Raw genomic sequence first — 19,285 nt, 5'->3', positions numbered from 1 at the left:
TTTGATTCTCCTTGATCTGTTCGGGTTAATGTGGTTTTGGTAACAAAACGGCTTACGAAATGCTAAAATACGGTTAACGCTTAATTTTTTCTAATTCTTGTGCATTCACTTTCACAGGGAATTTTTCCTGCAACCGGTTTACCAATTGCTTTTCCAGTTCTTTCTGGTAATCGTTGATCACGCTGCCCCGCGCTTCAGCAAATGTCTTGCCCCGTGAAGGCTCTATTTTTTGTACGGAAGTCCAGATAACCATGTTGTTATCCGTGACAGTCTGCTCACCTGTCTGCCATTTAAATTTTGTAAATAATGGATTTTCCTTTGTGAAATAACCATCCCTGATCATAACGGCCTCGGGCTTACCGGCATTGTACAGTTTTTCAACGTCGCTTTTCGACTGGCTGTAAAACTGGAAGCTGACGCGCCGGTTGCGATCCGCCTCGGCAGCCTGCCTGAACGACCCATAGTCTTTTTCAATGATCCTTAAAATCGGAATGTTCCTTCCATTTAAATATTTCACAACATTCCTGATCCGGTTCGCAGAAGTCATCTCATTTTCATCCGCTGATCTGTAACCGGCAATTTCTACAATGTAATCAGGATTCTTTTCCATTACAATATAAACGTCCGTTAGCGCATCAAGTTGCTCATTTTCAACTTCTGTTGCATTGGCTCCAAATAGAATCTCCTTCGACCTTCTTTCCAGCTTGTAAGGGCTTTGTGTCAGTGTCCTTTTTATTGCATTAACGGTTTGCGTGTCTTTTGCGGAAACGATCGTGGCCAAAGCGCGCTCGGGGAACTGGTAACGATCTTTATTCCGGTCGTAAAACGCTTTCTGGCCTGTTGAATCGGTTAACGAGCGACCCCACACATTCTCTTCCATAACCTGTGAAAGTAACACGCCTTCCTTGATCTCATTCATTAAACTGCGAAATTCAGCGTTGGTTTCTTCCAAATGCTGTTTCTCGTACTCTGCAAGGCTTTCTGTCAGATAATCGTTGTAATATTTGCGGAAAACAACAGCTGGCGAGGCATCTTTTGCTTTCACCTGCTGCTTTCTTTTTACATAATTCAAAAAACCCAGTGCGTCATACGACTGATCCTCAATTTTAAATAACGCAACGGAAGCCCAATCTGTTGAGACGGCTCTCAGATAATCCCAGTTTCCTGTCTTAATAGTACTGTCACCCAGTGTTGCAACCGCATTCCATTGATCTGCAAATTCCTGGACCTTATATTTTTCTCTCAACCTTTTTGCATTGGCCTGTTCCAGGATTTTTCCTCTGGAATCCGTTACCACTTTCTTTCTCAGCGATGGCGCCATGACGTTGTAAGGTTCCAGCGAGCGTTTTTCAACGAGTCTTACAATGTGCCAGCCGTACATTGTGAGTACGGGCTTGGAATATCCGTTCACTTTTGTCAAAGCGAAAGCAGCGTCTTCTATTTCCGGCACCATCTGGCCTATACCGAACATCGGCAGCAGTCCTCTGTTCTTTCTGGATTGTTTGTCATCCGAAAAACTTTCTACCACGGCTTCCCAGTCCTCGCCACTTTCCAGTAAACCATATGCTTCATCAATCCGCGCTTTTGCCGATTCTTTTTGAGCAGCAGTTCCGGCAGTGTCCTGCTGAACCATAATGTGCGCGATCCGCACCATTCCGCGGTTTGATCGGCGATCCATTACTTTTACCAAATGATAACCCGCTTTCGTGCGCACGGGCTGGGAAACCCTGCCGACCGGCAATGTATATGCAGCTGTTTCAATCGGATAAAGGGTTTGAAAAGCGGTGAAATAGCCAAGATCGCCTTTGGTTTTCGAAGCAACCGGGTCCTTCGAAAACTTGGCGGCCAGGTCTCCGAAATCGTTGCCTTCCTCCAATCTTCCGCGTAAAGCAATGGCTGCACGGTAAGCTTCCAATGTGTCGGCCGGTGAAGCGTCTTCGGAAACGCCTATCAAAATATGCGAGGCCCTAACTTCCTGTTTTAGTCTGTTATAAGCCTCATTGGATAGTTTTTCGACCAGCGACTTATCAACCAGATGATTTTTTGCGAGTTGCTCGCGATAAGATGTGATTTCTTCCTTGTAATCCTGAGTTGTATCCTTTCCTTCGTTTTTGGCGTGCAGGACCTTTATTTTTAAGTCTTTATATAAGTTAAAATATTCTTCCGGGGTTAATTCACGCGTCGAATCAGAAGCATTTTTGTTTTTGTTATACGAATCCTGGTAATCCTCTATTGAAAATTTCTCATTGCCTATTTCCAGTAATGCAGGCGTTTCAGTTACTACTATTTGTTGAGGAGGTGCGGTTGTTTTACAGGAGCTTACAGCCAGAAGTGCAAGCAGGGCAATGTTGTATTTTATCTTAAGCATGTTTATGAATCGAATTTTTTAAGGAGCTTTCGGCACCAAATAGCTGCCGGATGGACGCTGGTAAAGCCGGCAAAGTTAGACGCTTTCCCAACAGATCAAAAATATAACGTTCCGGCACGCGATTTGTTCTGCTACATTCCACAGCGTATGGGAACCGGGTATGGTGTGATCGCCACACTGAGGAATTTCAAAATGTATCCGCAAATGCGAATTCGGTTGCGATACATCTTTTTTTGTACTCCTTGGTGAATATTTGTTTCAATAACGATAAACGTCGTTTTTCTACATTACAGGCACAATTTTTTTGTCAAAAGGGGGCAAAAGTAGTTCTTAAAATATTGGTTATGGAAGATAGTAGAAAACGCGACTTCGTTCAGGCAATCAGAGCATTGTGGATCGAACAGAAAACCAGGGAACTTCTTTATTTGGAGGCATTGAAAAAAGATAGCATGGGCCCTTGCCGGCGCATCCTCAGTCAGGGCCATGTAAGTGCCTTATTGTTCCAGAAAGAGATCAGGTGGATCTACGATTATTTTAAATGTTTCCTTACCGACAAAGAGTTAGGTGATACCAATCACATAGCTGCCAGGACAGCATTAAAAATGCTGGAAGATGTTGAGGAGAAAGAACAAATTGCAACATGCCTCAAAAAGATTGAAGCAGCAACCTTGCAGCTTTATAAAATGCTCCGCACTTACGTTGACAAAGATTCTGAGGCGAGGATAATGCTAGACGAACATCTGGTAAGAATTTCTGAGTTTTATGAGGCTTTAAGCAAGCTCGAATTAGGAACCAGAAGCCGGATTGGCTACATCGCGGCAGCGTAACCTTCAATTTCAGATTTCATATAACTCAATCGGAAGATCGTCCGGATCGGAGAAAAACGTAAATTTCTTACCGGTAAACTCATCAATCCTTATTGCTTCCGTTTCAATATGCTTTCGTCGTAACTGCGCAATCGCCAGTTCAATGTCATCCACCTGAAAAGCAATATGCCTTAACCCGGTCGACTCCGGCCTTGACGGTCGTTTAGGTGGATCGGGAAAAGAAAACAGCTCAATAATATACTGGCCGTTCAGTGACAGGTCCAGCTTGTACGAGCTTCTTTCTTCCCGAAAAACTTCCCTTTCAATCTCAAACCCTAAAATTTCGGTATAAAAGCGCTTCGATTTGTCGTAATCCGAACAAATGATGGCAATGTGGTGAACGGCTTTCAGTAATTGCATAATGCTTGACTGTGAAGTCCAAATATAGGCCGTAAATTCTAAATCCTGATAAATATCTTTCTTACATAAAGCCAGTAAAGGATCGCCCATTCTACAAGCAAAATTATAGCGCCGCGAACAAGAGGCTGATAATTCTGGCCAAAAACCAGGTCGTAATGCTGGCTTACATTGATACGGAATGAGCTGTCTATGAAACTGACGATAGTTTCCGCCATCACGTATGCCACAATGGAGTTCGTGCCAATGACAATGAGCGGGAAAAAGAACTTTTGTCTTTGGTTAACATCCACAAGAAAATAGAACCCAGCTAGAAAAAGCATACATATTCCGCCGCTAAACAATGTCCATGCAGGCGTCCAGATCCTTTTTACGATTGGATTCAGGCCAGTGAAATTCAGGATCAGGGCAAGTGCGAGAAGGATTGCTGCTGATATGGCGAGGCGTTTGAGCAGCCACGTAGAGGAGGAAGTTGCAGATTTCAGCCATTTGCCGGCGATGAGGCCCAGGATCATTGTTCCCAATGTCGGGATAAAACTCAATGTACTATATCCACCTCCGTTAAATCTGAATGGCTCAGGGCGTGGGAATAAATTGAGAAACCAGCGGTCAAAAGCCCATGCGATGTTTGTATTCTTATTCCAATGCGCAGCGAAACCCTTCAAATTATGCTCCCAGTTAGCCACATTGCCCGTTTCAGACCAGTCGAAGTAGGGGCCCGGCAGGCTGTATAAGGCAAATGCTAACCCGTAAGCGAACAATATTCCCGCCAATGCGCCCCACTGCGTGCGTTCGCCCGTGAAGCCGAGCGCGAAGAGGATGGGATAACCCAAACCGATCTGTGTCAATGTATCTTCAAAGGTGAAATTGGTCTGTTCGCTGTGCATGGACCGCAGAAAAATACCTAGCAAAATCAATGTCAGCGATCTTCTGAATGTGTGCAGCCACATCACCGTTGTGCTTTGCTCTTTGCTGGCGCGGCTGGCAATGGAGTAGGGAAGGGCCACGCCAACCAAGAATGAAAAAGATGGTTGTATCATGTCGTGCAGCGAACAGCCTACCCATTCTACGTGGCTTTGGTGAAAATCCAGGAATGCCCAGAAAGCACTGCCGGGAAAGGCTTCCGCAACTTTGCCCAATCGCAGCACTTCGGCCATCATCAGGAACATTACAAATCCGCGGTAAGCGTCAATGGATGAAACACGTTTCGGAGCGGGTATATACTCTTTCAAATTTCGAAGGGTTTAGTCAGAGCATAAAAGAAAAAACCTCGCCGGATTTACCCAGCGAGGTTTTTGATTCCAAAATATCGTTTAACTAAACATTCATCTTTTTAAGCTCCTTTACTGCGTGGTCGGCTGCACGGGCTGTCATTGCCATATAAGTAAGCGATGGATTTACGCAAGATGCAGAAGTCATGAATGCGCCGTCAGTTACATATACATTCTCCGCGCCCCAAACCTGATTGTTTTTGTTCAAAACAGATGTTTTTGGATCATTACCCATTCTGGCTGTTCCCATTTCGTGGATACCAATGCCTGGGTGCTTCGAATCGTCAATGTATGGTGTTACGTTTTTCAAGCCTGCTGCTTCCAGCATTTCCGCTGCGTCATTCATCATGTCTACACGCATTTTTCTTTCGTTTTCACCATAGGCCGCATCGAAAACGACAAGAGGAAGTCCCCATTTGTCTTTTTTAGTCGGGTGCAACGTGAACCGGTTCTTTTCATCAGCGATCATTTCACCAAAGCCCTGGATGTTCATATTCCATCCGCCCGGCTCAGAAAGTGATTTTTTGAAATCGGCACCAAAACCATCCGTTCCTACGCCGCGTCCCCAGCTTTCGCGGCTTGCGCCTCCCTGGTAACCAAATCCACGGATGTAATCACGTTTGTCGTCGCCCCAGTTGCGGTAACGTGGAATGTAGATCCCGTTTGCGCGTCTTCCAAAATAATATTTGTCTTCAAAACCATCCACATCACCTCTCGCGCCAACTGCCAAATGGTGGTCCATAATGTTACGTCCCAGCTGATCGCTGTCATTACCCAAACCATTCGGAAAGCGTTTCGACTTGGAGTTCATTAATATAGAAGCAGAAGCGATTGCAGAAGCATTCATGAAAATGATCTTCGCATAATATTCTTTGGTTTCCAGCGTGTTCTGGTTGATCACGCGTACACCGGTTACTTTGCCCAATTTATCGTCGTAAATCACCTCTGAAACGATAGAATCAGGCACCAATGTAAGGTTACCCGTTTTTTGCGCAGCAGGAAGCGTGGCGGATTGCGTGCTGAAATATGCTCCATAAGGGCATCCGCGCATACACATGTTACGGAACTGACAAGCAGCGCGTCCCAGCTCTGTATGGAAAGCTTGTGGTTGCGTAAGGTGCGCAGCACGTCCCATAATGATATGACGGCCTGCGAATTTCTTCTCCACTTCGCCTTTTACGTGCTTTTCCACGCAGTTCATCTGCATAGGAGGCAGGTAATTTCCATCTGGTAATACATCCAGACCGTCTTTTGCACCGCTGATCCCTGCAAATTTTTCCACGTAATCATACCACGGCGCGATGTCTTTATAACGGATCGGCCAGTCGACCGCGATGCCATCTTTTGCATTCGCTTCGAAATCCATCGGGTTCAAGCGATAGCTTTGGCGTCCCCACAGCAGCGAACGTCCGCCTACGTGATAGGCACGGATCCAGTCAAACTTGCGGGTTTCTTCGTATTGGTTTTCTTTGTCGTTCTCAAATAGATACGCCCATTCTTCATTGGCCGTATAACCTGTCCTCATCCCTGCCCAGTATTGCTCTTTCGCAATCGTGGTAACGCGGCCCCTGTGCTCAAATTCCCAGGGGGCCAGGGTTGCCGTTTTGTAATCGGTAATGTGCTTAATGTCGCGACCTCTTTCCAGCATCACCACTTTTAAGCCTTTTTCAGTTAATTCTTTTGCTGCCCAGCCGCCGCTGATTCCCGATCCAACCACGATTGCGTCGTATGTGGTTTGTTTCGCTGCTTTTATGTTCAAATTCATGATGAATATTTTTCGATTTTAATGACTTGGCCAGTTAGCGGCCTTATGAAAAGAAATTTCAGCGGGCGCCGCTTACAACGCCCAGGCTTTTTGTCCCGGCTTATAGTCAATGCAACCATCATAACGGCCTGGAACTGCCACGTATTCAAGTGCTTGCGTAGCTCCTTGCTCCGATGTGAAATAGCCTAACAAGGTTAGTTCTTTCAAAAGACGGAAAAACGGCACAGGTGCGTCTGTATATTCTTTTCCGGCTTCGGTGTATTTTTTCTTTTCGGTGTCCGCTTTGGCAAGATCCGTTTTCGACGCTTTTTCCATCTCTGTCAGGATAGCTGTTTGTTCCTGCGGCGTTGCTTTCATAAAATCCTTCTTTTCCAACTCTTCCAATCCACTATTGAAACTTTTCTGCTCGGGTTCGGAATAGCAATCCTTCATCATTTTTTCAATAAACTCACCGACCTTCGCTTCTTTTGCTCCCGGCGTATCTGTCTTTGGAATAATAATTTCGGTAACCTCTGCAATCAGCGCCTGCCTTTCCGGGGTAAACGGAAATGTAATTCCGGTGGCAGTATCCGAAGCTTTCTTGCAGCTTTCCAGAAAAGCCAGCATGGTGGGGGCAGAAAGTGCACCGCCCATTAAAAGTGCCACACGACCAAGGGCATCACGTCTTTTCATTTGATATACTTTATATGATAGGTTAACAATCCAAAGTGTAATAATACATTTGATTAATGCAATTTTTAAAAGCCTGCTAATTTATGAAATATTCTCTATTCACGGGCTCTTAGAACAATTCTATATAATGTTTAAATCTGCTATGTAATTCACAATCAATATGCTGTGAATTATTAAAAAAGCATTAATGTGTACTTTTTTAGCATGATCCTCAACTCCATGCCGCAAGAGTGAACGACTTAGATTACCATTAAATTGCAACCGCGGATGTCAGAATTATCAAAGCGCCCCATGACGTAAAATGAGCCCTCGTTTTCGCCGAATCTTCCAAGGTCCTGTGTTTCTATAAATGAGCAGCTGTCGAGATTAGCGAGGTCGATCACATTGATGCCGCCTGTTTTGGAACTCGTGATATTATGATCGTAAATAGCGAACGGATCATTGATATCCCGCAACAAAATCCGCATGGAAAAACCCGGAACGAGCAATCCGGAACCGTGTGAATAGCCCTGAGAAAGCATTTCTGTCATGCCGTATTCCGAGTGGATCTTGTCGACATAAAGCCGGCTGGTAAGAATGTCATGCACTTCCTCTCGCAAAAGCTCCTGCCGCCGGCCTTTCATGCCGCCAGTATCCATGACCGTAAGGTTTTTTATTTTTCTCAAAAAGGACAGATCATGGTCGCTTTCGGCAAGGTCAAGCAGCGCAAATGTTACCCCCAGCAAAAGCACCTTCCGGCCATCCGGATTGCCAGCCAGAAAAGTGAGCGTTTGGAGCAGTTCTTCCACATTTTTAAGATAAAAACCTGACAATTCTGACTGGCTTTCATCAATAAAATGTTGCATCATATACACGAGCGAAGAGTTGTTTCGTTCAAGATATGACGGAAGCAGTGCCAGAATATGGAACTGATTGAGATCACCAAAATTTTGCTGAAAAATGCGCGCTGAGACAGTTTTATATAATGTCTCATCGAACAAATGGTGCTGACTTGTTTGTTGTCCTGTTGTGCCGCTGCTTTGAAAAATAGCAGAGGCTGCGGGCGGCTCGCCGCCCGGCGGTCCGACACTCTTAATAATGTGGTTCTTGAAAAACTGAACGGGCAGAAAGGGAATGTCGGTCAGGCGGGTTACTTGATCCGGATTAATGTTCAGGTTGTTGATATAATGGTGATAAACCGGATTATTAAGCGCTTGATAACGGAAAATGTCCAATGCAAGGTGCTCAAAATCAGACGGTTTCAAACTCAGGATACGCTTGCGTAGAGCCTGCCGTTTTTCGGTTTGTAATTTGTTGTTTTGAAGTTCCAATACAGTTACTTTCGTAGAAATATAAATACAAAGTTAATATGCAATTGAAAGTTTCCCTATTCATCATTTTAGCAGCAGGAGCATTTAGCTGTGTGGATATCCCAGACTTCAGCGATACACCTAAAATATACTACAACGGCATTGACCAAGAGCCCGAGTTCGATTCCGACGGAAAAAAGGTCCGTGAAAATGTGATCATCACCATCGATTTCGAGGACGGTGACGGGGACCTCGGCGTTTCTGCCGATGAGCGTTCAGATTCTTCATTTGTAAGGCCATATGGAAATTGGGGCAATTATGAGCTGGTTACTGCCAGGAAAGGAGCTGACGGCAAATGGACGGAGTCGATTCTGGCAGAAGACCAGTATAAATGGATGCCCATTTTGAAGCCAGATGGCAAGCCAGGTCCGATCAGGGGTAAGATAGACCTCAATACCAGCTTTTTGTATGGTAACAGCACAGTTCCGGTTTACGTGAGGTTTAAAGTGCGTATCCGTGACAGGGCTTTGCATGTGAGCGATCAGATCCAGACGGACAGCATTCAGGTGCCAGGTTACCGTTAACATTTCGGACATTCAATCGATTGACTATGAAAGGTGGCAGTGCTTTACTAATCGCATTTTGTGCTTCTTTATCGGGTTGTCTTCCAACGCCTGATTTTGATTCTGTTCCCAGGATTGAGTATGCGTCCATTGACCAATTGACTGAAACAGATCTGGCAACTAATAAGAAACTGCGGGAGACTGTGACCATTACCGTGACATTTGAGGATAAGGAAGGCGATCTTGGTGCAACGGCTGATGAGCGTTCCAATGATGATTTTAAAGCACCTTACGGAAAAACAGGCAATTATGAACTCGTTACGCTGACGAAACAGCCGAATGGATCCTGGGATGAGCGAATTTTATCTATTGATTCCGTAATGTGGATGCCGATCTTGAAACCGGATGGCAAGCCCGGAGCAATAAAAGGGAAGCTTGATTTAAAGGTTTACCGGCCTTATGGAAATACTTCCGTGGACGTTGAACAGAAATTCAAGGTCAGGATTCGGGACAGGGCATTGCATTACAGCAACCAGGTTGAAACAGATATTATTACAGTTCCCGGTTACAGATAGCAAACTCCCTATTCAATGATATTCGCATTCAGCGAAATCCTGAAAGTTGTTCCCTTGCCAATTTCGGAGCTTTTAACAAAAAGTTTTCCTGAGTGGTAGTTTTCAATAATCCTTTTGGCCAATGTTAAGCCCAATCCCCAGCCGCGTTTTTTGGTGCTGAATCCCGGATTGAATATTTTGTTCATGTTGGCCTTACTCATTCCTTTTCCTGTATCGGCAATGTCAATCCAGATTTCCTTCGTGTTGGGCGGCGCTTGAAGCGTTACGTTAATTTCACCTATCCCACCCATCGCATCGACAGCGTTCTTACAAACGTTTTCAATTACCCATTCAAACAGGTTTTTATTGATCAGTGCCGTCTGTTCGTCTGCAAGCTCATTGAAGACAGAAAACTTAACCTTGGACGAAACACGTTTTTCAAGGTAACTGATAAAGTTCGTTACAATTTCGGTGACAGGTTCTTCCTTTAATGTCGGAACAGAACCAATGTTTGAAAACCGCGTGGTGATCATTTCAAGCCGTATCACATCCTTTTCAATTTCTTCCGCAATGGATGGGTCAATGGTCGGGTCGCTCCTGAAATACTCCACCCAGGCCATTAATGAGGAAAGCGGTGTCCCAAGCTGGTGCGCAGTTTCTTTGGCGAGACCAACCCATACGCGGTTTTGCTCCGCTTTACGTGCCGAACTGAATGCCAGATAAGCCAGATAACCGATCAGAAGCATCACCGAAAGCTGCAAAAATGGATAATATCGTAATTGGGTGAGTAAGAATGAGTTGCTGTAATAAATATTGCCGGTGCGCCCTCTTCCCAGATCAACCGGAATCGGCGGATGTTCAAGCTTCATGTCGGCCAGTTTGTCCTGAATGATCCTTTCTTTCTCGGCAGGACCGGCGTTGGCAGGAAATTCAATGTTCTTGTTTGGATTTGGGATATTATTTTCATTTACGTAAATCACAGGGATCTGATAAAAATTGACCGCATCCTGTATTACCTGAAAAACCACATTAAAATTCTCGTCGAACGGACTGTTAAAGACATATCGCATTCCCTCCGCATACAGCTGCACTTCCCGCTCTTCGCGTTGTTCCAGCTCCTCAACCAGCTTATCGGTATAAAACAGCGAACCGATGCTTAATAGAAGCAGGATAATGCCAATAATGTATTTGTAAAAGCTCTTCTGATCATACGTGTCCATCAGCGAACGGCGCAGGCGCTGACTGTTCAAAATGGCTACGGGATGCAGACGGAAACGAGGCTTTTGCTTTTGAGTTTCGCTAATCATTCAATGGCCGGGCACGCATTTCCCGGTGTTAATGTTATATCCTGTAAATAACGTAAAATATTCGTGCTTAGTAGGCTACAATGAAAGAATTCGAGTCTGTTTGAAGAATATTATTTATAAAATTTCTAAATAAACTTCCGGTGCTTTCTACACTTTTCTATTGTAAGTTTTGTGCCGTACTTTTGTGAACCGAATAAGAACCAGTGATGTATAATCAGTTCAAATCAATAAGTTTATCACATCGGAATGCTACTCTGGCGATCAGGGAACAGCTTGCATTGAATGAGGCGGAGGCGAAAGGCATGATGCTCAGGCTGAAAGATTTCTTTGATGTTTCTGATGTCCTTGTTGTTTCCACCTGCAACCGTACCGAAATATATTATTCTGCCACAACAGATCTGAATGAGGAGATTATCAAAATGCTCTTAATTCAGAAAGGCGTGTCTGATCTGGAATCTTTTAAAGCATATTTTGAGCGTTTTTCAGAGGGAGAAAGTGCCGTTCAGCATTTATTTCAGGTTGCTACCGGCTTGCAATCACAGGTTGTAGGAGATATGCAGATTCCCAACCAAATCAAGCATGCATATCAATGGTCAGCCGATCTTAATATGGCCGGGCCTTTCTTACACAGACTTTTACATACAATTTTCTTTGCCAATAAGCGCGTAGCGCAGGAAACATTTTTCCGGGATGGAGCGGCTTCTATTTCTTACGCAGCCGTAGAATTGCTGGAAGGCCTAATGCCAAATCCAAAAGTATTGATCGTAGGATTAGGAGAAATTGGTGCAGATGTGTGCCGGAACCTGGCTCAAAAAGCAACGGCTGAGGTTACGATCGTTAACCGTTCAAGAGATAAATCGGATAAGCTGGCAGAGGAACTTGGTTTCCGCGTTGCTGATTTTTCTGATATTGAATCGGAAATTTCCAGAGCTGACATTATCGTTTCCTCCATTGTGCGTGACGAGCCTTTCTTTACCAAAGAAATGATGGTTCGCTTGCGTGGAATGTCATTCAAATATTTTATTGACCTTTCTGTTCCCCGGAGCGTTTCACCGGAAGTTGAAGAAATCCCGGGCGTAATGCTTTATACCATTGATTCTATCCGTTCCAAAGCGGATGAGGCATTGCACCGCCGTCTTGATGCCGTGCCGCATGTGCGCGAGATCATCGACGAAGCAGTCCTTGAATTCAATGACTGGTCAAAAGAAATGATCGTTTCACCGACCATCCAGAAATTGAAAGGTGCGTTGGAACAGATCAGAAAAGAAGAGCTGACACGTTTTACCAAAAACCTTTCCGATTCAGAGCTTGAAAAAGTAGAGCGCATTACCACAAGCATGATGCAAAAGATCCTCAAGCTTCCGGTGCTGCAATTGAAAGCGGCTTGTAAAAGGGGTGAGGCAGAAACTCTAATCGACGTGTTGAATGATCTATTTAATTTAGAAAAACAACCAGAGAAACATTAATTTAGAATTTATATCAAGCAAAAAGAAAGGATGGCAATCGCCATCCTTTCTTTTGTATTACCTTACCCTCCACAATAATTAATTGTTTCTTTTACATTCCCATTTTCTTAATAAATGGTCCTGCTATTGCCAAAACCTCTTCCATTGTCAAAGGTTCGTCAAATGCTTCTGTAACGTTGTCTCTTGTGATCGATCCGATTCCGGAAAGTGTTGCGGCGTCCAATCCAGCGTGAACCGTGTTAGACTCAGGAGTAGCTCCTTTGTAAACTGCTGGTGGGAAACCCTGATCCTGCGTGATCCATCCTTTCATCATCGGATCCTTTTTCAAGTGACCGATAATTCTTCTAACCAATGAAGCGTGACGCGCTTCCACTGAATGCACTTGCAATGCGTATTCCAGAATTGCAGGAGCAGTGATAAGGTTACCAGCTTGTCCTTTGTAAGCGCGAACGCCAGTGTCTTCCAAAGCTGCTGAGATGGTGATGAATGTCATGAAATTAGTCCATGCATCCGGGAAAGCCCCACCATAAGTGAAGTCAAACTGCGGGCGATCAACGGCTGCGCTGCCCAAAGCGCCTTTCAGAAAGTCAACGTGTTGCGTTTCGTGTCTTTCAATTTGTGAGAACACCAAAGTATATTCCGCAGGAATAAAGTTGGTCATTCTGTTTGCCTGAAAGTAAAATGTTTCTTCTAGGTATTCTAATGTTAGTGCGAAATTAAGGACCTCTGTAACAGAAGGAGTTGCGCCGTAGGCTTTGTTAACAACCGCAGCAAATGCAGTAGGGACAGCAACTGTTGCCAGGGAGCTTCCGATGCGGTTCATAAACATGCGACGGGTTGTGTGCGCAAGGCGGCCCGCAGCGTCACCGTCAACTTGTTGAATGCTATCTAATATTCTAAAAATATTCATGTCAGTAGTTTTTTAAGAGTTAGCGTGGCAGGTTTTTTCCACTAATTTTATCCATTACAAATGGCTGTACGCCGCTCAATATTACGGAAGGAGAAAATGCATTTTCCAATCCCATATTGTTAATCTGGCCACCAGCAAACTCTAATGCGTTCGGGTTGATCAAATCAGCGATCGCAGAAGCGTGTCTTGCTTCTACCGAAACGATTTTTCCTGCAACTAACAAATAGTTAACATCCTTGATCAGTTTACCTGCACCATTGTAAGCGGCAACGCCTGTGTCTTCAAACAATTTTGCAGCACCAAGAACGCTCTTGCGATCAGCGAAGTCGATAGCCGAAAAATTTGGAGTAAGTCCTTTGATTGCTTTGCTGCCAAGTGCAGTTTTGAAAAATTCTCTGTGGACGATTTCGTGATCACGAATATCGGTAAGGATCCATTTTTCCATATCTGTCATGTTCAGATACGGAGTCATCATTACTTGTGTGTAAAATGCAGCTTCAAGTTGTTCCAGTGCGTAAGCGTAGTTCAAAATACCGAAATCGCCTTCTCCAAGATCCACTGTGTCATCTGACATCAGATCTTGCTCTGTGCAGGCACCAAGAATGAAAGCTCCCGTCGCAGCAGCAACACCTGCGGATCTTAGGAAATAACGTCTGTCCACTCTGGCAAGCATTGCGCTGTCCGAAGGTTCAGAAGGTTGAGTTAATGTTTTTTTCATATCAAGAAAATGTTTGAAGTTTATTGTGAACCATTGTTAATTTCCCACCTGGTCCTGGCAGACTTACGGTGGATTATTCTCTCTGGATTAATCCTTTAAAAAATATCTTGCAACTTTTAGGAATACTATTTTTTAATTTTGTATTTATCCAATCCAGAAGAAGGATATTTGGCAAAATCGTTGCACTATTCAGTTGAAAGTATTTTTATAGTAATGAGAAATAATAAAAAAAGTGGCGCTATAATTAAATAGCGCCACTTTTTTCTTGGCTAATTATAGACCAAATCCTAATGCAAATCCTTTCACAGATCCGGCAAAATCAGAAACTTTGGTTGCGCTTCCGTTCGTCAGATTGATTGAATATAGGCCCGTGTTTCCACCTACGGTAAGCAAAGCATAAGCCATGCCGGTGGTTCCGCCGATATCAAAGCCATTGGCCGCATCAACGTCCACGCCTAATGCACCAATTTTTTCAAGTCCTCCGTCATTAGGCGGATTCTGCTTGAATAGCGAGTTGGATTCGCTGTCAATGTCATACAATACTGTGCTGGTTGTGCCTGCAAAGCTGTTTGTATATGCGGCTGCATTCACAAACGGGGTTCCAGGGCCCGCTACTAGTTTCAAAGCACCATCTACAAGCGTAATGCCGCTGGATACATTAATTCTCAGGTTTTGGCCCATATTGCTAACAATGCGCAGCCTGTCAGCCACCGGATTAAAATCGAATCCGAAACTGGTGCCCATCACCTTGAAGTTGGGGTCATCCAGATAATGTAATGGTGCAAGTGCTCTTGCTGCAGCGCTGGCAAGGTCAAGGCCGTAAAGTTTTCCGTCAGATCCTAACGCATGTAATTTGCCGTCGGTCGGGCGGAAGTCAATTCCTTCGATATTAACGCCCATTGGCAAGCCCGTAATTTGCTTTTCAATGCGTGTTCCTGCGCTCATTGGGTTGAAAATTAACAGCTTGTTCGAAGCGTCAACGGCGTAGGCAACGGGAGTTGTAGGCATTGCAATACCAATTATTTTTCCAGCCGGAAGATTACCGATTTTTAACAATGAGCCGGTCGTCAGGTTAACTTCTGCAAGCTCCCAGATGTTGTTAACTTTTACCGATGCAATCGCAAAGTTGGTCCCTGAGGCAATGTCAAATCCGCCAATGTCCTGAATGTCCATTCCTAGCGGCCCTACCTCTTTCAAAACACCATCATTAGGAGGCATTTGCAGGAAAAGCTTGTCAACGTCCGGATCAATGTCATAAAGTTGTGTTGTCGTAGCGCCGGCAACATTGTTTGTGTAGGCAGCAGCGGCAACTTTTACATCATTATAGCCTTTTAAATAGCCATCGAGCGCAACCAATGCATTGGTTTCAGGATGGAGGCGTAGGTTCTGGGCAGTGTTGGTAACAAGTCGGATGCGGTCAACAGTAGGATTAAAATCGAATCCAACGACCTCGGGTCCGGAGATGCCTGGATTAAATGGAACGGGACTTACCACCGTAACTTTTCCGGGATTAATGTCCGCACGAAGATTGACCGTGTAAATATGGTTTTTGTTTCCAACTGCATAAAGCTGGCCTGTTGCTGGGCGAAAATCGATCCCTAGTAATTTTTCATCTGGCTCTAATCCTGCGGAGATCGTGAGCGTGCGGATAGGTGTGCCTGGGTTTTGTACATTTAATTCATAAATCTTGTTGTCGCTTGTTAATGCGTAAAAAATTTGGTTGGGCTGGCTTACTAACGGCACTGGTTGGTTATCCACCTGTGTTTGTTCCGTACATGCCTGATTCACAAAGACCAGACCTGCAAGAAGCAGCGAACTCCCGGAGACCGATCGCAAAATTTTAGAGATTTTCATAACATTTGAGTTGAGTGTGACAAGTAATTTGACACACCACATACGCTGAATCCCTGCTTTTAGATCAATCCCGTTTAATTATATTTTAATCTGTAAATGCCGGTTTTTAATGCATTTTTAATCTCGTTATTAATTGATGATCAGTCTTTTGTGATCATCTCAATCATCTTATCGAGATTAAGGCTCCTGGCGGAGGCATCGAAAATTTCACGATATACACCTTCTTTTTCGTAAAGTTCTGCATGCGTGCCGAACTCGGCAATTCGTCCTTTTTTCATCACATAGATCTGGTCTGAGTCGAGGATCTGGGAAAGGCTGTGAGAAATAATGACAACCGTTCTGCCTTTTTTGATCGCGTCCAGACTGTTCTTAATTTGCTCGGTTGCAATCGCGTCGAGACTGGCGGTAGGCTCGTCGAGGAAGATCACTGGCGGATTTTTGAGGAAAAGTCTTGCGATGGCAATGCGCTGCTGCTGCCCGCCGGATAACATTTGCGCATCAGTTTCATATTGCGCTGGCAGCTCCATGATCTGATCATGTAGATAAGCTTTTCTGGCGGCTTCAATCAGCTCATCCTGAGAAGCGTTCATTTGTCCGTAACGGATGTTTTCGGCGATAGAGCCTTTGAAAATATGATTTTTCTGCAAAACCATTCCGATCGAATTGCGGAGTGCCGGCAGGTCAAAGTCTTTCAGCGGAAGGCCGTCCAGTGTTAGTGTTCCGGAATCAGGGGCGTAAAATCCGATCAGAAGGTTGATTAATGTGCTTTTTCCGGCACCCGACAGGCCCACAAGAGCTGTGGTTTGCCCGGCTTTAATGTTGACGTCAATGTTAAACAATGCTTTTGTGCCGTTGGGATACATGAACGACACATCTTTGAGCACGTAATCACCTTTGATCGTGTCGGGAACAACTTTTCCGCTTTGTTCAACGGCATTGTCCGCATCCAGAATGTCGAAAAATCCTTCCGAATAGGTCAATGCGTCGTTCATCTCATCGTAAATTCTGTGCAGCTGGCGGATAGGGGCGGAGACATTGTTAAAAAGCAGGATATGGAACATAATGGCGCCGATCGACATTTGCTGATCCAGAACCAGATACGCGGTAAGAATGATTATCAGTACGACGCCAATTTGTTCTATAAAACTCTTGATCCCGTCATAAGCGAAGTTGGTGCGCCGGGTTTTTAATTGCGTTTCCATCAGCTCCATTTGGGTCTGATATTGCTTTTCGCCTTCAAATAGCTCCCTTACGAATGATTTGATGACGATGATAGACTCGATCAGGTTGATCAGCCCGCTGCTTTTATTTTCCCGTTGTCTTTTCAGTTTGCGCCGGACTCCCTGCAATTCCCCGGCTTGCTTGTAACTGATCCAGAAGTAGATCGGTAGAATCGCGAGGGCAATGCTACCTACATAAAAGTTGGCCGAAAACATGATCGCGAGCGCGACAATGGAGTTCGCAAAAAGCGGCAGAATGTCAATGAAGAAATTTTGTATCAGCTTGGTAAGACTTTCCACGCCGCGATCAATGCGGGTCTGCAGCTTGCCTTTTTGATTTTCATTATCGCTGTAAAATGCGAGATTGTAAGTTAAAATGCGGCTCACTGCCTCCTGGGCAAGATCGCTCGAAACCTTTATCCTGATCTTTTCACCAAAATAGCGCTGTCCGAATACAATGAGCGAGTTGACGATCTCCTTCACAAAAAGGATCAGGGAAATCTGGATCAGCAGTTCTTTGCCTTGAATGATCCCCCATTTTTTATCCAGCATCGCCTGTACCGAATCCACGGTGTAACGCAATACCCACGGGTTCACCTGGGCTGTAACGGCGCCAAGTAAGGTTAGAAAAAGCGCAAAAATGATTTGCTTGTAATAGGGCTTGACGTAGGGTTGCAGACGCTGGAATATTTGCCAGATACTCATATATAATATAATGTGTTGAGAAAATCTTAGAAATGCGTTTCAGTATCTGCCCCAATAACTGTGCCCTATTTTTTGCCTGACCGTTTGATAGGCCGGCCATATTTCTGCATTTTTTCCTGCGCGTGGTTTCTTCTTACATTTACTTTTTTGTTCTTGTCGATCTTCTCGTGAAATGCGCCGCCGCCTGCTTCCCTTTTGGGCAGTTTTACATCAATGCTTTTCATGTAGATCTGAGGTTCTTCATCGGGCGTGAGGATCTCGGAAATTTTAAGATTCTCCGGAAGCTGCTCGATGGGAATCTGGTAATTCATCAGATCTTCGATCTGTTCCTGGCGCTCTTTTTCACTTTCTGTAATGAATGAAATCGCCACGCCTTTTTTATCCGCGCGACCAGTTCGCCCTATGCGGTGAATGTAATTTTCAGGAACTTCCGGGATGTCAAAATTGAAAACGTGAGAAACCTCTGCAACATCCAATCCACGCGCAATGATGTCTGTGGCGATCAGGACGCGGTAATTTCCTTCGTGAAATTGCTTAACGGTGTTAAACCTGTGATTTTGCTCTTTGTTGGAATGTATGACACCAATCTTATTCAGGTAACCCAATTCCAGCTGTCCAAAGAGTTGATCCGCCAGTTTTTTTGTTGCAACAAAGACCAGCACTTTGGTCATATCCTCGTTCTCTTCTAATAGCAAGTCCAGCAGATTGACTTTGGTATAAAAATTAGGAACATAGTAGGCCTTCTGCTCAATGTTCTCCAACGGAGTGCCCACCGGCGCCGCTTCTATCCTTACAGGGTTGTTAAAGTAAGTCTGCATCAATGCTTCCACTTCCGGCGTTAATGTGGCGGAAAACAGCAGATTCTGACGCTTCTGCGGAAGGAGGTCTAATATATTTTTCAATTGCGTGCGAAAGCCAAGGTTCAGCATTTCGTCCACTTCGTCGATAACCAGCTTTTTGATCCCTTTCGTTTTTAGCGAACCGTTCAATGCCAGATCGAATAGCCTCCCAGGCGTTGCCACAACCACATCCGCGCCGTTTTTCAGTTCGGCCATCTGCACTTTGATGTTGCCACCACCATATGCGCCTACCACCTGCAATGTGAGGTAAGCGCTCAGTTTCCGCACTTCTTCCACAACCTGCACCACCAACTCGCGCGTAGGGACCAGGATCAGCAATTGCGGCAGCCGGTCTTTCGAAAATTCAAGCTGACGAAGTGTTGGAAGTAGGTATGCAAATGTTTTTCCCGTTCCGGTTTGCGCAATGCCGCAAACATCTTTCCCAGACATCATTACTGAAAACACCTTATGCTGAATCGTCGTAGGCGTTTCGTAGTTCAGATCAGCTAAGGCCTGCAGGAGAGGTTTGGTAAGATTTAATTCTTCAAAAGTCATAACAAT

16 protein-coding genes are annotated in these 19,285 nt (G+C 44.7%); 4 read left to right on the top strand and 12 right to left on the bottom strand.

The genetic code is table 11. The features are described 5' to 3' along the window. Nucleotides 1-73: 73 nt before the first annotated feature. Nucleotides 74-2,368, bottom strand: a complete 2,295-nt coding sequence (locus B5X68_RS01325) for a peptidylprolyl isomerase (RefSeq protein WP_082212878.1) — start codon at nt 2,366-2,368, stop codon at nt 74-76. A 344-nt stretch (nt 2,369-2,712) separates the two neighbouring features. Between B5X68_RS01325 and B5X68_RS01320 the strand changes: the two genes are divergently transcribed. Further along, nucleotides 2,713-3,195 carry a hypothetical protein gene (locus B5X68_RS01320; protein ID WP_082212877.1) on the top strand — a complete coding sequence of 161 codons (483 nt, stop codon included), beginning with the start codon at nt 2,713-2,715 and terminating at the stop codon, nt 3,193-3,195. A 9-nt stretch (nt 3,196-3,204) separates the two neighbouring features. Here the strand turns inward: B5X68_RS01320 and gloA2 are convergent, their stop codons facing one another. The 5 genes from gloA2 to B5X68_RS01295 all read right to left on the bottom strand — a co-directional run bounded on the left by gloA2 (nt 3,205) and on the right by B5X68_RS01295 (nt 8,609). Next, entirely contained in the window at nt 3,205-3,594 is a 390-nt protein-coding gene (gloA2, locus tag B5X68_RS01315) for an SMU1112c/YaeR family gloxylase I-like metalloprotein (protein ID WP_082213928.1), read from the bottom strand. Nucleotides 3,595-3,632: 38 nt separating this feature from the next. Next, nucleotides 3,633-4,823, bottom strand: a complete 1,191-nt coding sequence (locus B5X68_RS01310) for an acyltransferase family protein (RefSeq protein ID WP_374754804.1) — start codon at nt 4,821-4,823, stop codon at nt 3,633-3,635. 85 nt (nt 4,824-4,908) lie between these two features. After that, entirely contained in the window at nt 4,909-6,627 is a 1,719-nt protein-coding gene (locus B5X68_RS01305; RefSeq protein WP_082212875.1) for a GMC family oxidoreductase, read from the bottom strand. Nucleotides 6,628-6,699: 72 nt separating this feature from the next. After that, complete coding sequence (locus B5X68_RS01300) at nt 6,700-7,299, bottom strand: gluconate 2-dehydrogenase subunit 3 family protein (RefSeq protein ID WP_082212874.1); 600 nt, start codon at nt 7,297-7,299, stop codon at nt 6,700-6,702. A 239-nt stretch (nt 7,300-7,538) separates the two neighbouring features. Further along, entirely contained in the window at nt 7,539-8,609 is a 1,071-nt protein-coding gene (locus tag B5X68_RS01295; protein WP_082212873.1) for a LuxE/PaaK family acyltransferase, read from the bottom strand. Between the two features lie 38 nt (nt 8,610-8,647). Between B5X68_RS01295 and B5X68_RS01290 the strand changes: the two genes are divergently transcribed. Continuing rightward, a complete protein-coding gene (locus B5X68_RS01290) occupies nt 8,648-9,172 on the top strand; it encodes a hypothetical protein (RefSeq protein ID WP_082212872.1) in 525 nt (174 codons plus the stop codon). 26 nt (nt 9,173-9,198) lie between these two features. Further along, on the top strand, nt 9,199-9,726 hold the full coding sequence (locus B5X68_RS01285) for a hypothetical protein (RefSeq protein WP_082212871.1): 528 nt from the start codon (nt 9,199-9,201) through the stop codon (nt 9,724-9,726). Nucleotides 9,727-9,734: 8 nt separating this feature from the next. Here B5X68_RS01285 and B5X68_RS01280 read toward each other — a convergent pair whose 3' ends face one another. Then, a complete protein-coding gene (locus B5X68_RS01280) occupies nt 9,735-11,012 on the bottom strand; it encodes a sensor histidine kinase (protein ID WP_082212870.1) in 1,278 nt (425 codons plus the stop codon). Between the two features lie 206 nt (nt 11,013-11,218). Here B5X68_RS01280 and hemA point away from each other — a divergent pair, with 206 nt between their 5' ends. Continuing rightward, complete coding sequence (hemA, locus tag B5X68_RS01275) at nt 11,219-12,478, top strand: glutamyl-tRNA reductase (protein ID WP_082212869.1); 1,260 nt, start codon at nt 11,219-11,221, stop codon at nt 12,476-12,478. 91 nt (nt 12,479-12,569) lie between these two features. Here the strand turns inward: hemA and B5X68_RS01270 are convergent, their stop codons facing one another. From B5X68_RS01270 to B5X68_RS01250, 5 genes are all read right to left on the bottom strand, one after another. Further along, entirely contained in the window at nt 12,570-13,388 is an 819-nt protein-coding gene (locus tag B5X68_RS01270) for a ferritin-like domain-containing protein (RefSeq protein ID WP_082212868.1), read from the bottom strand. A gap of 19 nt (nt 13,389-13,407) precedes the next feature. Further along, nucleotides 13,408-14,106: a ferritin-like domain-containing protein gene (locus B5X68_RS01265; protein WP_082212867.1), complete on the bottom strand. Its 699-nt coding sequence runs from the start codon at nt 14,104-14,106 to the stop codon at nt 13,408-13,410. 273 nt (nt 14,107-14,379) lie between these two features. Further along, on the bottom strand, nt 14,380-15,960 hold the full coding sequence (locus tag B5X68_RS01260; protein WP_082212866.1) for a DUF4394 domain-containing protein: 1,581 nt from the start codon (nt 15,958-15,960) through the stop codon (nt 14,380-14,382). A 140-nt stretch (nt 15,961-16,100) separates the two neighbouring features. Beyond that, the gene (locus B5X68_RS01255; protein WP_082212865.1) at nt 16,101-17,885 is read right to left on the bottom strand and encodes an ABC transporter ATP-binding protein; all 1,785 of its coding nucleotides are present in this window, start codon (nt 17,883-17,885) and stop codon (nt 16,101-16,103) included. A gap of 65 nt (nt 17,886-17,950) precedes the next feature. Continuing rightward, nucleotides 17,951-19,279: a DEAD/DEAH box helicase gene (locus B5X68_RS01250; RefSeq protein WP_082212864.1), complete on the bottom strand. Its 1,329-nt coding sequence runs from the start codon at nt 19,277-19,279 to the stop codon at nt 17,951-17,953. Nucleotides 19,280-19,285: the final 6 nt, after the last annotated feature.

The organism is Dyadobacter psychrophilus (assembly GCF_900167945.1).
Taxonomy (GTDB): Bacteria; Bacteroidota; Bacteroidia; order Cytophagales; family Spirosomataceae; genus Dyadobacter; species Dyadobacter psychrophilus.
This window is presented reverse-complemented; position numbering and strand designations above follow the sequence as displayed.